This is a genomic window from Flavobacterium sp., assembly GCF_049318325.1.
In the GTDB taxonomy this organism is placed as follows: domain Bacteria; phylum Bacteroidota; class Bacteroidia; order Flavobacteriales; family Flavobacteriaceae; genus Flavobacterium.
Genome location: NZ_JBMOGQ010000056.1, coordinates 1 through 13612, shown reverse-complemented (window position 1 = coordinate 13612; position 13612 = coordinate 1). Strand labels below are relative to the sequence as shown.

The 13612-nt window shown below is 34.9% G+C and carries 15 protein-coding genes; 1 reads left to right on the top strand and 14 read right to left on the bottom strand.

The window, feature by feature from the left end:
* The 12 genes from ACOYLP_RS06660 to ACOYLP_RS06605 form a co-directional block, all read right to left on the bottom strand.
* Positions 1 to 967: acetyl-CoA C-acyltransferase (locus ACOYLP_RS06660; protein WP_422855401.1), on the bottom strand; the 967-nt coding region annotated here is incomplete at its 3' end.
* An 83-nt stretch (positions 968 to 1050) separates the two neighbouring features.
* A complete protein-coding gene (locus ACOYLP_RS06655) occupies positions 1051 to 1458 on the bottom strand; it encodes a PaaI family thioesterase (protein WP_422855400.1) in 408 nt (135 codons plus the stop codon).
* Positions 1458 to 2609, bottom strand: coding sequence for a 3-hydroxyacyl-CoA dehydrogenase NAD-binding domain-containing protein (locus tag ACOYLP_RS06650; protein ID WP_422855402.1), 1152 nt, complete (start codon positions 2607 to 2609; stop codon positions 1458 to 1460). Before ACOYLP_RS06650 ends, ACOYLP_RS06655 begins: the two co-directional genes overlap by 1 nt.
* 92 nt (positions 2610 to 2701) lie before the next feature.
* Positions 2702 to 3058, bottom strand: a complete 357-nt coding sequence (locus ACOYLP_RS06645; RefSeq protein WP_422855399.1) for a four helix bundle protein — start codon at positions 3056 to 3058, stop codon at positions 2702 to 2704.
* Between the two features lie 50 nt (positions 3059 to 3108).
* Positions 3109 to 3894 carry an enoyl-CoA hydratase-related protein gene (locus ACOYLP_RS06640; RefSeq protein ID WP_422855398.1) on the bottom strand — a complete coding sequence of 262 codons (786 nt, stop codon included), beginning with the start codon at positions 3892 to 3894 and terminating at the stop codon, positions 3109 to 3111.
* Positions 3895 to 3941: 47 nt separating this feature from the next.
* Positions 3942 to 4442 carry a 1,2-phenylacetyl-CoA epoxidase subunit PaaD gene (gene paaD, locus ACOYLP_RS06635; RefSeq protein WP_422855397.1) on the bottom strand — a complete coding sequence of 167 codons (501 nt, stop codon included), beginning with the start codon at positions 4440 to 4442 and terminating at the stop codon, positions 3942 to 3944.
* A 1-nt stretch (position 4443) separates the two neighbouring features.
* On the bottom strand, positions 4444 to 5196 hold the full coding sequence (gene paaC, locus ACOYLP_RS06630; protein WP_422855396.1) for a 1,2-phenylacetyl-CoA epoxidase subunit PaaC: 753 nt from the start codon (positions 5194 to 5196) through the stop codon (positions 4444 to 4446).
* Between the two features lies 1 nt (position 5197).
* Positions 5198 to 5479, bottom strand: coding sequence for a 1,2-phenylacetyl-CoA epoxidase subunit PaaB (paaB, locus tag ACOYLP_RS06625; RefSeq protein ID WP_422855395.1), 282 nt, complete (start codon positions 5477 to 5479; stop codon positions 5198 to 5200).
* Positions 5480 to 5550: 71 nt separating this feature from the next.
* Positions 5551 to 6507, bottom strand: coding sequence for a 1,2-phenylacetyl-CoA epoxidase subunit PaaA (gene paaA / locus ACOYLP_RS06620; RefSeq protein WP_422855394.1), 957 nt, complete (start codon positions 6505 to 6507; stop codon positions 5551 to 5553).
* 44 nt (positions 6508 to 6551) lie between these two features.
* Positions 6552 to 7625, bottom strand: coding sequence for a 1,2-phenylacetyl-CoA epoxidase subunit PaaE (gene paaE / locus ACOYLP_RS06615; RefSeq protein ID WP_422855393.1), 1074 nt, complete (start codon positions 7623 to 7625; stop codon positions 6552 to 6554).
* 150 nt (positions 7626 to 7775) lie between these two features.
* Positions 7776 to 8345: a TetR/AcrR family transcriptional regulator gene (locus ACOYLP_RS06610; RefSeq protein WP_422855392.1), complete on the bottom strand. Its 570-nt coding sequence runs from the start codon at positions 8343 to 8345 to the stop codon at positions 7776 to 7778.
* A 12-nt stretch (positions 8346 to 8357) separates the two neighbouring features.
* A complete protein-coding gene (locus tag ACOYLP_RS06605) occupies positions 8358 to 9314 on the bottom strand; it encodes a GSCFA domain-containing protein (protein WP_422855391.1) in 957 nt (318 codons plus the stop codon).
* Between the two features lie 146 nt (positions 9315 to 9460).
* Here ACOYLP_RS06605 and ACOYLP_RS06600 point away from each other — a divergent pair, with 146 nt between their 5' ends.
* Positions 9461 to 11209 carry an ABC transporter ATP-binding protein gene (locus ACOYLP_RS06600; protein WP_422855390.1) on the top strand — a complete coding sequence of 583 codons (1749 nt, stop codon included), beginning with the start codon at positions 9461 to 9463 and terminating at the stop codon, positions 11207 to 11209.
* Positions 11210 to 11231: 22 nt separating this feature from the next.
* On the opposite strand, the gene ACOYLP_RS06595 is transcribed toward ACOYLP_RS06600, so the two are convergent.
* Entirely contained in the window at positions 11232 to 12632 is a 1401-nt protein-coding gene (locus tag ACOYLP_RS06595) for a peptidoglycan DD-metalloendopeptidase family protein (RefSeq protein WP_422855389.1), read from the bottom strand.
* A 65-nt stretch (positions 12633 to 12697) separates the two neighbouring features.
* A partial coding sequence (locus ACOYLP_RS06590) for a DHHA1 domain-containing protein (protein ID WP_422855388.1) occupies positions 12698 to 13612 on the bottom strand: 915 nt, incomplete at its 5' end.

Below are 13612 nucleotides of genomic sequence, written 5' to 3'. Positions count from 1 at the left end.
CGTTTAATTCTATAATGTCTATTTGGTTTAAAGTTAAACCTGCCTTGGCTAATGCTTTATTTGTGGCTTCTACAGGTCCAATACCCATAATTCTTGGTTCTACTCCTACCAAAGCTGAACTTACTATTCGTGCTAATGGTTTTAGATTATATCTTTTTACTGCTTCTTCCGATGCAATAATGGTTGCAGCTGCTCCATCATTTAATCCTGAAGCATTTCCAGCAGTTACGCTCCCTTCTTTTTTAAAAGCGGAACGGAGTTTGGCTAAACCTTCCATTGAAGTATTTGGCTTGATGAATTCGTCTTTAGTAAATTGAATCGGATCTCCTTTTCGTTGTGGAATTTCTACAGCAACAATTTCTTTGGCTAACCTTCCTGAAGTTTGCGCTGCAGTGGCTTTAATTTGACTATTCAAGGCAAAAGCATCTTGATCTTCGCGAGAAATAGTATATTTTTCTACAAGATTTTCGGCCGTTTCTCCCATAGCGTCAGTGCCAAACATAGCATGCATTTTCGGGTTGATGAAACGCCAACCAAAACTAGAATCGTACATTTTAGAATCGGTTCCATAGGCAACCGATGGTTTGGAAACCACTAATGGTCCACGGGTCATGTTTTCGACACCTCCTGCTATAAATACATGTCCATCACCTGCTTTGATGGCTCGGCTTGCGTTGATAATAGCTGACAAACCCGAACTGCACAAACGGTTTACAGTTTCACCGGGAACGGTATATGGCAAACCAGCTAGTAACAATGACATTCTGGCTACATTGCGGTTATCTTCTCCAGCCTGATTAGCACAACCCATGATGACATCGTCGTAGGCATCTTTAGGAATGTTTGGATTTCTATCGGTTACCGCTTTTATTACCAATGCCCCAAGATCATCGGGACGAACCGCTGATAAAGTTCCTTGATAACTTCCGATTGGAGTTCGGACTCCGTCTATGATGTATGCTTCCATTTTAATTGATAATGGATAATTGATAATTGATAATTTTCTGTCACAGAATTGTCAATTGTTAATTATCAATTGTTAATTGTTAATTATAATTCCCATATTTTATCACTTCTAAACACAGTTCCTTTAAATAAGGCTACTGTTTTTTCTTCTTTTTTTATTTCGATGGTATAAAAACCAAATTTATTTTTTAGTGCATCTTGTTTTGCAATAGCTACAATTTTTTCGCCTTCTTTTAAAACTTCTATATGATTAATAGATGTGTCAACACTCACTGATTGACGGCCATGAGAATTAGAAGCGAATGCTAATGCACTATCAGCCAACGAGTAGGTGATTCCACCGTGAGCAATGTTAAAACCATTTGTCATCTCTTTTCGGATAACCATTGAAAGTGTGCATGTACCTTCGGCTACATTCTCAACCGTGATGCCTAGCCATTGGCTAAAAGGATCATTATCGAACATTTTATGTACAATTTCTTTGGCTGTCATTAGTTGAAAAAAGTTTTGTTCTCTCTATTCATTTTTCTTAAAATTGGACTGCATCGGTATCGATCTTCGTGGTAATCATTGTAGAGTTCGTCTAATTTTTCAACACACCAACCGATTCCAAGTTCATCGGCCCATGCTAATAATCCTTTAGGGTAATTTACTCCTTTTGTCATGGCATTGTCTATATCCTGAGCAGAGGCTATGTTTAGAAAAAATGCTTCGGCTGCTTCATTGACAAGCATTACTATAACTCTTTCGAATATGGCTTTTGCCAAAGTCAATTCTTCAGATGGTTTAGGCAATTCAATGCTATAATCATAATAGCCTTTACCTGATTTTCTACCTAAAAATCCAGCTTCAACAAGTCTTTTTTGAGTGAAGGAAGGTTTGTACCTTGGGTCAAAATAAAATGAAGTAAACACGCTTTCGGTGACTGCATAATTGACATCGTTACCTATAAAATCCATAAGTTCGAACGGTCCCATTCTAAAACCTCCAATAGTTTTTAAACTCCAATCTATGGTCGCAAAATCAGCTACACCTTCTTCATAGATTCGCAAGCTTTCGCTGTAAAATGGTCGGGCAACTCGATTTACTATGAATCCTGGAGTGTCTTTTACAACAGCAATCACTTTTTTCCAGTCGGTTATGGTTTGGATGGTAGTTTCCAAAGTGCCTTCGCTTGTTTGAACTGCAGGTATAATCTCAACTAATTGCATCAATGGTGCCGGATTAAAAAAATGAATTCCGATAACACGTTCCGGTTTTTGGCAGGCAGCTGCAATTGAGGCAACGGATAAAGAAGATGTATTTGAAGCTAATATAGTTTCGGGCGAAACATAGTTTTCTAATTCCGCGAACAGCTTTCTTTTGATTTCTGCATTTTCTACTATGGCTTCAATAACCAAGTCGGAATGTGATAAATCGCCTAGAGCATGAGCATATGAAATGTTGCTCGTGATTCTTAACTTTTCGTTTACATCTATTTTTCCTTTTTCTACTAATTTAGACAAAGTATTTTCTAAAGCAGCTTTACTTTTGTTCAGTGCATCAACATTAGTATCGTAAATTTTTACTCCACAACCTGCCGTGGCGGCTACTTGGGCAATGCCACTTCCCATTGTTCCTGAACCGATTACTGCTATTTTCATTAACGATTTTTGATTAACGATTGCTTCGCCAATTCGAGCAGAGCTCTCGGGTGCTGATTTTTGATTTTTTGAGTCCATTTTATAATTCACGTCTATTTTTTTGATGAAGCTGTTTTTATACTTGTCACAAAAATTGAAATTAGTTCATCGTTTTCTTTTAACAACGTATTTAATGTATCAATATCAGTTACTAATGAAGCTCCTTTTTGGATTTTCATATTGATAAAACTTTCTCTTAGTTCTTTCAAACAAATTTTCATTTTATGAAGAAAATCATTAGCAGATTCTCCACTTCTAGCTTCTCCATAATTTAAGGCAGAAGAAGTTGCTGAACGTATTAATTGTTTTGCTAAATGTTCAGAAGCAAAAGATTTATCAATTTTTTTACACATTAAAATTATATCAACTGCAAACTGAATTAATCTCTCTTCTAAATTTATTGGTTTCATTTGTTTTCTCCGAATTCAAAAATCAACAATCAAAATTCGTTACTCGTTAATCAATTTCCTTTAAATTCTGGTATTCTTTTTTCGACAAAAGCGGTAACACCTTCTTTGTAATCGTTAGACGAACTCGCTTCAATTTGCAAATCACTTTCTAAAGCCATTTGCTGTTCTAAATTATTGGTCATAGATTGATTTAGTAAGCTTTTGGTTAAGCCTAATGCTATTGTCGGCATTTTGGCCAAAGTTATTGCTAAAGTCATCACGTCTTCATTGAAAAACGATGTTGGGAAAATTTTATAAATCAGTCCCATTTGAAGCGCTTCCTCGGCGACTATTTTATCTCCTAACATCATCAAAGCAGATGCTTTTTGGAAACCTATTATTCTTGGCAAAAAAAACGTTCCTGCGCTGTCGGGAATCAATCCAATTTTACTAAAAGCTTGAATAAAACTACCATGCTCTGAAGACACTACTATATCACATGCTAAAGCAATATTAGCACCTGCACCAGCAGCAACACCATTAACTGCTGCCACTATTGGCTTTTCAATAGTTCTTATTTTTTGAATTATAGGATTGTAGTGCTCATCTAAAATTTTTCGAAATCCTGGATTTAATTCTGTGTCTGTTACTTCTTTTAAGTCTTGACCGGCACAAAATGCTTTTCCGTTACCGGTAATTACTATAGCGCGAACCTTTTCATCGTTAGCACAATTGTCTAAAGTGCTTTGAAATAACAAAGCCATTTCACGATTGAAACTATTGAAAACTTCGGGACGATTAAGATATATCCACGCCACGCTGTTTTCAATTTTTAACTCAATTGATTTGTTGCTCATAATTAATTTAACTCAAATATTCAAGGATTTAAAACCTTGAAGGTTATTTATTTTAAACATTTAAAATAGTCAAAAGGTTCCAGGCAGTCTTCACATTGAAACAATGCTTTGCAGGCTGTAGATCCAAACTGACTTACTAATTTTGTATTCAATGATCCGCATTGTGGACACTTTACTAATTTTTTATTACCTAATAACGCTTCTTTATCAGCTTCTGCAGATAGTGGGGAAGCAATTCCGTATTTTTCTAATGCTGCTCTGCCTTTAGAGGTAATCCAATCGGTTGTCCATGCCGGTGATAAGACTAAATCCACTTTAGTTTCGTAACCTTTTTTTTTGAATACTGATTTAATTTCATCTGAAATCACATCCATGGCTGGGCAACCGCTGTAAGTAGGAGTAATTTCTACCTCAACTATACCATTTACTATTTTTGCAGAACGCACCACACCCATTTCCATAATAGATAGCACCGGAATTTCTGGATCAGAAATTGTTTCGAGAATTTCGAATAGTTGTTGGTCTATATGAAGTTGGGTTGTTGTCATTTTACCAAGACATATTTGGATAGGTCCGTTGCATGTATTGCATTTCTGTTAAAATATAACCCATATGCTCACTGTGAATACCATTTTTTCCTCCCTTTTGGAAGTATTCAATGATTGGTGTTTGTAAAGTTGACTCATCTAAAACAGCACATACTTTTTTATAGTAATTAGCTTTTAATAGTGTTACATCTACACCAATTCCTTCAGCCACCATGGTTTTATCGGCTTCGGTTTGATGGAATAACTCATCGGTGAAAATCCATAAATCATTGATAGCAGTTTGAATTCTATTATGACTTTCTTCAGTTCCATCTCCTAATCGTCTTATCCAATCCGATGAAAAACGGTTGTGATACAAAACTTCTTTTATACTTTTTTTAGCTATAGCGGCCAACATCTCGTCTTTACTGTTTTGCAATTCTTCCAACAAGGCCAAATGAAAAACGTCGAACAAAAATTGTTTTGCTATGGAATAACCAAAATCAATATTAGGCTGTTCTACTAATAAAACATTTTTATATTCTCTTTCCAAACGCAAAAAAGCTATAGTATCTTCGGTAGCATCTCCACCTTGTAATTTCGCTGCATATTGATAATAACTACGCACCTGACCTAGTAAGTCGAGAGAAATATTAGTCATGGCGATATCGGTTTCTAAACTTGGTCCGTGACCGCATAACTCTCCTAAACGTTGCCCTAAAATTAATGAATTGTCTGCAATCCCAAGTATGTATTGAACCAGATTGTCTTTCATATTACATGTGTTTTAATTCATCTGGTAGTTCATAGAACGTAGGATGACGATAGGCTTTATCTTTTGCAGGATCGAAAAGCTCTGCACTGTTTTCGGGGTTGGATGCTGTAATTTGCGCCGATGGCACTACCCAAATACTTACGCCTTCCATTCTTCGAGTATATACATCACGGGCATTTTCCATTGCCATAGTCGCGTCACTAGCGTGAAGTGAACCGCAATGACGGTGTTCTAATCCGTTTTTACTTCTAATAAATACTTCCCAAAGTGGCCAATTTTTCATCTTGTTTTGGTTGTCGGTTGTCGGTTTTTGGTTGTCGGTTATAAAACAGATAACGAATTACAGACAACAATTTATATTGCCTTTTCTAATTCTTTATTTGTTTGTTTTTCAGCATAAGCCATCGCGGCTTCACGAACCCATTCGCCTTTACTCCATGCATTTTTTCTAGCATTGATGCGCTCTTTATTGCATGGGCCATGTCCTTTTACAACTTGCCAAAACTCATCCCAATCTAAATCGCCAAATTCGTAATGTTTGGTTTCTTCGTTCCATTTCAATGTTGGATCTGGAATGGTTAAGCCAATCATGTCGGCTTGAGGTACAGTTTGATCTACAAATTGTTGACGTAGTTCGTCATTGGTTTTGCGCTTTAATTTCCATTTCATAGATTGTTCGGTGTGTACGGAAGCATCATCTGTTGGACCCAACATCATTAAGGACGGAAACCACCAACGATTCAATGCGTCTTGTGCCATAGCTTTTTGCTCGGGAGTTCCTTTAGCCAATGTCATCATAATTTGAAAACCTTGACGTTGATGAAAACTTTCTTCTTTACATACACGCACCATTGCACGAGCATAAGGTCCGAAAGAGGTTGAGCACAAAGGCACCTGATTAATAATTGCAGCGCCATCTACTAACCAACCAATAGCTCCCATATCGGCCCAAGTTAATGTTGGATAATTGAATATGCTGGAATATTTAGCTTTACCAGAATGCAGTTGCTCATACAATTCCTCTCGTGAAATTCCTAATGTTTCGCATGCGCTGTATAAGTACAAACCGTGACCAGCTTCATCTTGAATTTTGGCTAATAATGCTACTTTTCTTCTTAAAGAAGGAGCACGTGTTATCCAGTTTCCTTCAGGCAGCATGCCTACAATTTCGGAATGTGCATGTTGCGAAATCTGTCGAATGTGTGTTTGACGATATTTTTCGGGCATCCAATCTTTTGGTTCGATTTTTTCGTCTCTAGCGATGCGCGCATCGAAGATTGCTTCTAAATTTTTAACTTCTAATTCTGACATAATTCTTTTAATTGATAATTGTTAATTATCCATTTTTAATTAATTTAAACTCCAAATTCAATTACAACATTTTTTGAAGTTGGAACAGCTTGACAACTTAAAATAAGTCCTTTTGCAACCTCATTTTCATCTAATGCATAATTAATTTTCATTTCAACGGTTCCTGAAATTATTTGACATCTACACGTACTACAAACGCCACCTTTACAAGCGAATGGCAAATCGGCACCGGCAGCTAAGGCACCGTCGAGAATGTTGTCAAAATCGTCATCCATGGTGAAATGGAATTCTTTCCCGCCATCAATTATAGTTACTTCGGTACCATCAACTTTATGTTCTAATATTTTAGAAATACGTTGTTTATCTTCCTCTGAATTACCCGTTGAAAATAATTCAAAATGTATTTTATCTTTTGATAATCCAGCCGAAACTAATTCATCCCGTATCAGAAAAATCATTTCTTCTGGGCCACAAATAAAACAATGATCTATAGTTGGAATATCTATTATTTTACTAGTTAACACTTGTAACTTTTCCTTGGTAAATCGACCATTAAATAACTCAATGTTGCGATGTTCTTTGGTTAAAAAATGAAAAATTTCAAATCGATCAAAATATTTATTTTTAAGTAATTCAATTTCTTCTTTAAAGATGATTGATTTCACACTTCTATTTAAATAAAAAAGTTTGAAAGTACTTTTGGGCTCTAATGCTAAATGCGTTTTGATTATTGAAAGTATTGGAGTTATACCACTACCCGCTGCAAAAGCGATATAATTTTTAGATTCTGACGGATTTGCTGGTATAAAAAAATCACCATTAGGTGGCATTATATCTATGTGATCTCCTTTTTTTATTTTCTCGTTTACAAAAGTTGAAAATACTCCGCCATTGATTTTTTTGACTGCCACTTTCCATTTATTTTCTATTGGACTAGAACAAAGCGAATAAGACCGCCTTTCTTCTTTGCCATCAATCGATGATTTTAAAGTAAGATATTGCCCTTGACTATACTGAAATTCTTCTTGTAATTCGACAGGTATTTCAAAAGAAATGACGGAACAATCTTTTGTTTCTTTATAAATATCTGCAATTTTTATACGATGGAATTTTGACATTTACATACGTTTTATTAAAACTAACAGTTGTTAGTTTGTTATGCAAATTTAATGATTTTTTTGATTGATTACGAAAACGTTGTAATTTTTTTGATTTAATGAACCCAAAGAGTTTAATGTTCATTTAGTTTTTGTAATCTCGATTTATAATTAAACTATTCCGTTAAGAAGAACTTGAATCATATTCGATTTCAGCACGGACGGATCGGGACTTTTCTTCTTTCCGTACCAAATATAAAGTGTTCGTAGAGTTGAAAGAGTGGAAAAAATAATTACTTCTAGATTTAGGTTTTTGATTTCACGATCTGCGATTCCTTTTTTGATAATTGTTCGAAAATTCTCTTCATAGTCTTCACGCATTTTAATAAAGTAAATCAATTGCTCATTTGCCAAATGCATCCAATCATTATTTAAACACGCTAACGCTTCTGCATTTCTCAATGTAATATCGATATGCAATTGAATAATTCGTTCAATTTTTTTGATGGTGGTTTCATCTGAAGCGACCACTTCGTTCATCGTTTGAGTAAATTCTTCGGCGATTTCAATAATGATTAGAACGAGAATCTCCTGTTTGGATTTGATATGGTTGTACAAACTCGCCGCTTTGATGTCCATAGCTTGGGCTATATCACGCATGGTTACGGCACTATAGCCTTTTTCTTTGAAAAGCTTTGCAGCTACAGAAATAATTTCGGTTTTTCTATCGGTAATTTTCATTCTAACAAATAGTTATTTTAAAAATTTAAAGTGCGGGAATTTTTTTTGAAGCATAATAATCTTTTCGTTAAGGACATTCTGAAACTTTTGATGACTCGCTGTATTTGGATTAAAAGGACGATGGGCTAATCCTTTTTTAATGCTACAAACTTCTTCCATGGTTGCAAAGTTTTCTTCTGAAATATAATTTTCAGAAAAACGCTTCCAAATATAATCAATTGCCGTTTGGCTTGGATGCAGCATGTCTTCGGCATAAAAACGATAGTCGCGTAGTTCGTCCATTATTATCTCGTAGGAAGGGAAATAGTTGCACTTTGACTGGCTCAGTGCGACAAAATTGTGTAAAGCCGAGATTAAATGTGCCTTGCTCCTTTGATTTTCTACAAAGCCATCTTTGATGTGGCGAACCGGGGAAACCGTGAAGATGAAATGGCAATTCGGATTGACTTTCTGAATTAAATCAATAGTGTTTTGAATGGATTTTTCGATAGTTGCTACCGATAGGATTTCTTTTTCAAATTGGTTTTGCGGTACTTTATGACAATTGGCAACAATACAATTTGATGATTTGTTTCGGTAAACCCAAGATGTTCCGTATGTAATTTGAACATGTGTTGATTTTAAAATTTGAAGATGAAAATCGCTCAATACTTGATTTAATCTATCAAGGAAAATTGTTTTGTCAGAATAGCTTAACTCCGAATGTACTTCAAAACAATGCCATAATTCATTGTGAGAGAAAATATCATTTTCGGTAAACAATTGATTATTGACCACTCTAGAAATCAAGTTCTCAATAGAAACTGGATTGAAAATAATTCCAAACGGATTGACTGTGTTTTGGAATTTAAAGTAGCTGAACTTATCTCCAATATTTTGTGCAAAACAGGAACCCAAAGATATAATTCTTGAATCGTAATCTATCGGATTACTTGATTTGCTTATTGGGATTGTAGTAGTAAAGTCCATTTTCAAATTTTAAACTCCAAAAATACAAAATAAACATTCTATCAAATTATAAAAGTATTACAATACAAAGAGCATTAGACTGTCCTTTAATTTTCTACTTTTGACAAAAATTAATGAGATCACTTCGTGTCTCACAATGACAAAAAATGAAACTACTATACGCTTATCTCAAAAAACATAAATTACTCTTATTTTTGGCGCTTTTAATGGCCGCCATAAACATCTGTTTCAGTTTATCCGACTCTGTAATTACTGGAAAATTAATGCAAGATTGTGGTGTTGGGATTGCCAAATATAAAGGCAATGAAATTGGTTTTATAAAATCAGTAGCATTTTGGCTCAGTTTATCACTTGGAGCAGCTATGATTTCCAGAATTACTAAAAATTTTCAGGATTATTTTACGAACATTGTTATTCAGCGCACTGGTGCTGAAATGTACACTGACGGAATCAAAAAATCACTCGATTTGCCTTATGAAGAATTCGAAGACCAACGCAGTGGTGAAACGTTAAGTAAATTAACTAAAGTACGATCCGATTCCGAAAAGTTGATCACGCTTTCTATTTCATTAATATTTCAAACGGTAATCGGATTTATTTTTGTGATTTTGTATGTTTCCCAAATCGACTATAGAATTTCATTTATCTTTTTAATTACGGCACCAATTATAGCATTTATTAGTTCTTATTTAGGTAAAAAAATAAAAATAGTATCCCGAACAATTGTTACACAAACGAATGCCTTGGCAGGCTCAACAACAGAAAGTTTACGCAATATTGAATTGGTGAAAAGTTTAGGATTAACTTACCAAGAAGAAAAAAGGCTGAACTTAAACACCTTAAAAATTCTGCAACTTGAGATACAAAAGGTTCGATTTGTCAGAAGTTTGAGTTTTATTCAAGGTACCACGGTACATTTTATGAGAACATGTGTTGTTTTTTCTTTATATTATTTTCTGTTTGGCGGAAAAATTTTGGTCGGCGATTTGTTGACCATGGTCTTTTTTACTTTTTTTATTTTTGGCCCTTTACAAGAGCTCGGTTCATTTATCATTGCATTGAATGAAACCAAAGTTTCTATGGAAAATTTCAAAGAATTATTGAGCGCTCCAAAAGAATACCGTCCAAAAGATGCCAAACATATAGGTGCTATTCAAGCATTGCAATTTTCAAACGTGAGTTTCAAACACAAAACGGCCAAACATCCTGCTGTTGAGAATATTACTTTCGACATAAAACAAGGGGAAACGGTTGCCTTTGTTGGCCCTTCGGGAGCAGGAAAAACAACTTTAGTTAAACTATTAGTGGGATTATATCCTCCTATGAAAGGCCATGTAAAATACAATGCTATTGATTCGTCCGAAATAGATTTATTAGATTTGAGAAAACAACTCGGATTCGTAACACAGGACGCCCAATTGTTTTCAGGAACTATCCGTGAAAACCTATTATTTGTAAAACCATCGGCAACCGATGAAGAACTTCTGGAAGTTTTACACAAAGCCAGTTGTAATAATTTATTAGCTCGTGCCGAAGACGGATTAAATTCAACCATTGGCGAAGGAGGCATCAAAGTTTCCGGTGGTGAAAAGCAACGGTTATCCATCGCTCGAGCTATTTTGAGAAATCCGAACTTATTGATTTTTGACGAAGCAACATCAGCGTTGGATTCGATTACCGAAGAAGAAATTAATGCAACAATTAGAAGTATATCGGATAAAAACCGAATTACTGTTTTAATTGCACATCGATTGTCAACGGTAATGCACGCCGATAAAATTTTTGTATTGGAACAAGGTATGATAATCGAGCAGGGTAAACACGAAATTTTACTGGAAGAGAAAGGGTTGTATTATGCTATGTGGCGTCAGCAGATTGGTGAGCGGAAATATTAAGAAATACTATCTATTTTAACAATTATTGTTTAATAATTTTTGAAGTAAAAGTCCCTTCTTCAGTTTCTATATTAACTAGGTATACTCCGTTACTTAGTCCGGTAATGTTAATCATATTATCAGAGGAATTTGACTGAATTACCAAGTTACCTAACATATCAAAAAGGAGTACTCTTTCAATAACAGAATTATCATTAAAATCTATAGTAAAACTATCCTTGGACGGATTTGGTGTAACACTAAATTTTGTAATTACATTTTCATCTATAGCTAAACTTCCGTAATTGAAATTATGTGTTACTGAATTTCCTTGGTAAGTTGCCGTAAAACGATATGTTCCTTGTTGTGTAAAGTCACTTGATGGAAATGTCCAATACCACCAAGAAGCATAAAATTGGTTTATCAAGGAGAAATTCCAATTGTATAGCACACTATTATCAGGTCTTTTGAGCACTAAATTTACACTTGAATTAGCCAGTTGATCGGCCAAATAGATAGCTAAAACTACATTGGAACCAATTGAAAAATTATTATTAATATTAGGAACTTCTGAAGTTGGGCAAGAGTTAAACTGAGGTGGCGCTGAATGCGATAATACTGCATTTATTTTTGGATCTAAATATGGTTTTTGATTTTGCCACCATGTGTCGTTTGGAGCTGACCAAGCATTACATGTACCTGAATAAGTATCTACCAAATCACTCAAATTATTATATACTTCAAAATGAAGGTGAGGTCCAGTCGAATTTCCAGAGCTACCGACCACACCTACATATTCTCCAGACGCAATAAAGTCCCCTACATTTTTTGTTGTTAATGAGCCATTTTTCAAATGACCATACCAAGACTGGCTCCCATCGCTATGCTGAATATAAACCGCATTCCATGTATTGCCATTAAGTGTACAACTTCGATCAAAATTTCCGTTGGATTTAAGGATGATAATTCCATCTGCAGCAGCCACAGCAATTGCATGGTTATTATCCATTTGATTAAATGAAAATGGCCAAGTAAAAATATCTATTCCTTGATGGTTGTATCCTCCATTGGTATCATAAGTTCTATCACCACAATTCCAATCTTGAAGTGCATTAGGATAATTAGGATTGTGATCAACATAGTTGCTAATACTCCAAACATTATTGTAAGGTGCAGTGACACTTTTTGTCACTGGCCAAATAAATAATGGATGAACCGAATTACCTCCATTTACACTATTATTAATATTTATTTTTCCCTCGCTTCGTAAAAGAGCAATATTGTCATTTAATTGTTGCTTAATTAATAAACGTTGTTCATTACTTAAACACTCAGTATGTTCGGGATTAAAATTATAAGTTCCTCCTCCATCAACCATTCTAGTATTTTGTGCTTGTAAAAGGTTAATTAAGGTAAGCGTCAAAAAGAGTAATTTTTTTTTCATTAGTTAACACATTGGATTCGTGGCAAATATAAAAAATACGTTTGATTTTTTATTACTTATGAAGTCTATTTTACAAAATCAACCGCCTTTTCCAAGGCTTCTTTAATTCCAGCTACATTTTTTCCCCCAGCCGTTGCAAAGAAAGGCTGTCCGCCACCACCGCCTTGAATGTATTTACCTAATTCACGAACTACTGTTCCTGCGTTTAGATTTTTCTCAACGACTAATTCTTTAGAAATATAGCAACTTAACATTGGCTTGTCATCTTCTGAAGTAGCTATAACCAGAAAAAGATTAGTTCCTAATGTACCCAATTCATAAGCTAAATCTTTAGCTCCTTCCGGATTCAAATCGACTTGTGTTGCCAGGAATTTAATTCCGTTAATGTCTTGCAGTTTCGAAGCCAATTCGCCTTTTAATCCTTTTGCTTTTTCTTTTAATAATTGCTCGATTTGTTTCTTTAGTTTGGCATTATCCTCTTGTAATGCAACAACCGCTTTTAAAGTATCCTGTGGATTTTTTAATGTTGCTTTTATCGAATTCAAATCAGTTTCTTGTTGTGTAAAATAATCTTTCACCGCATCTCCGGTTATGGCTTCAATACGACGAATTCCTGCAGCTACTGCGCTTTCTGAAATGATTTTGAAATGCCATATTTCAGCAGTATTATTTACATGGATTCCTCCGCATAATTCTTTACTGTCGCCAAATTCAATCATTCGTACATTATCACCATATTTTTCACCAAACAATGCCATCGCTCCAGCTGCCATTGCCTGTTGGATTGGTATACTTCTATATTCAACTAATTGCAATTGTTCTTCAATTCGAGTATTGACAAAATGTTCAACTTTTTGAATTTCTTCATCGGTTACTTTGCTGAAATGTGAAAAGTCAAAACGCAAATTATTAGGGTTTACCAAAGATCCTTTTTGTTCTACATGTGTTCCTAAAATTGTTCGTAATGCCAAATGCATTAA

Bases quoted from the DNA above. Each gene is read 5' to 3' on its own strand.
- paaC (WP_422855396.1), bottom strand. From the start codon at position 5,196: ATGAAAGACAATCTGGTTCAATACATACTTGGGATTGCAGACAATTCA.
- ACOYLP_RS06645 (WP_422855399.1), bottom strand. From the start codon at position 3,058: ATGAAACCAATAAATTTAGAAGAGAGATTAATTCAGTTTGCAGTTGAT.
- ACOYLP_RS06650 (WP_422855402.1), bottom strand. From the start codon at position 2,609: ATGAAAATAGCAGTAATCGGTTCAGGAACAATGGGAAGTGGCATTGCC.
- paaA (WP_422855394.1), bottom strand. From the start codon at position 6,507: ATGTCAGAATTAGAAGTTAAAAATTTAGAAGCAATCTTCGATGCGCGC.
- ACOYLP_RS06610 (WP_422855392.1), bottom strand. From the start codon at position 8,345: ATGAAAATTACCGATAGAAAAACCGAAATTATTTCTGTAGCTGCAAAG.
- paaB (WP_422855395.1), bottom strand. From the start codon at position 5,479: ATGAAAAATTGGCCACTTTGGGAAGTATTTATTAGAAGTAAAAACGGA.
- paaE (WP_422855393.1), bottom strand. From the start codon at position 7,625: ATGTCAAAATTCCATCGTATAAAAATTGCAGATATTTATAAAGAAACA.
- ACOYLP_RS06605 (WP_422855391.1), bottom strand. From the start codon at position 9,314: ATGGACTTTACTACTACAATCCCAATAAGCAAATCAAGTAATCCGATA.
- ACOYLP_RS06600 (WP_422855390.1), top strand. From the start codon at position 9,461: ATGAAACTACTATACGCTTATCTCAAAAAACATAAATTACTCTTATTT.
- paaD (WP_422855397.1), bottom strand. From the start codon at position 4,442: ATGACAACAACCCAACTTCATATAGACCAACAACTATTCGAAATTCTC.
- ACOYLP_RS06655 (WP_422855400.1), bottom strand. From the start codon at position 1,458: ATGACAGCCAAAGAAATTGTACATAAAATGTTCGATAATGATCCTTTT.
- ACOYLP_RS06640 (WP_422855398.1), bottom strand. From the start codon at position 3,894: ATGAGCAACAAATCAATTGAGTTAAAAATTGAAAACAGCGTGGCGTGG.
- ACOYLP_RS06595 (WP_422855389.1), bottom strand. From the start codon at position 12,632: ATGAAAAAAAAATTACTCTTTTTGACGCTTACCTTAATTAACCTTTTA.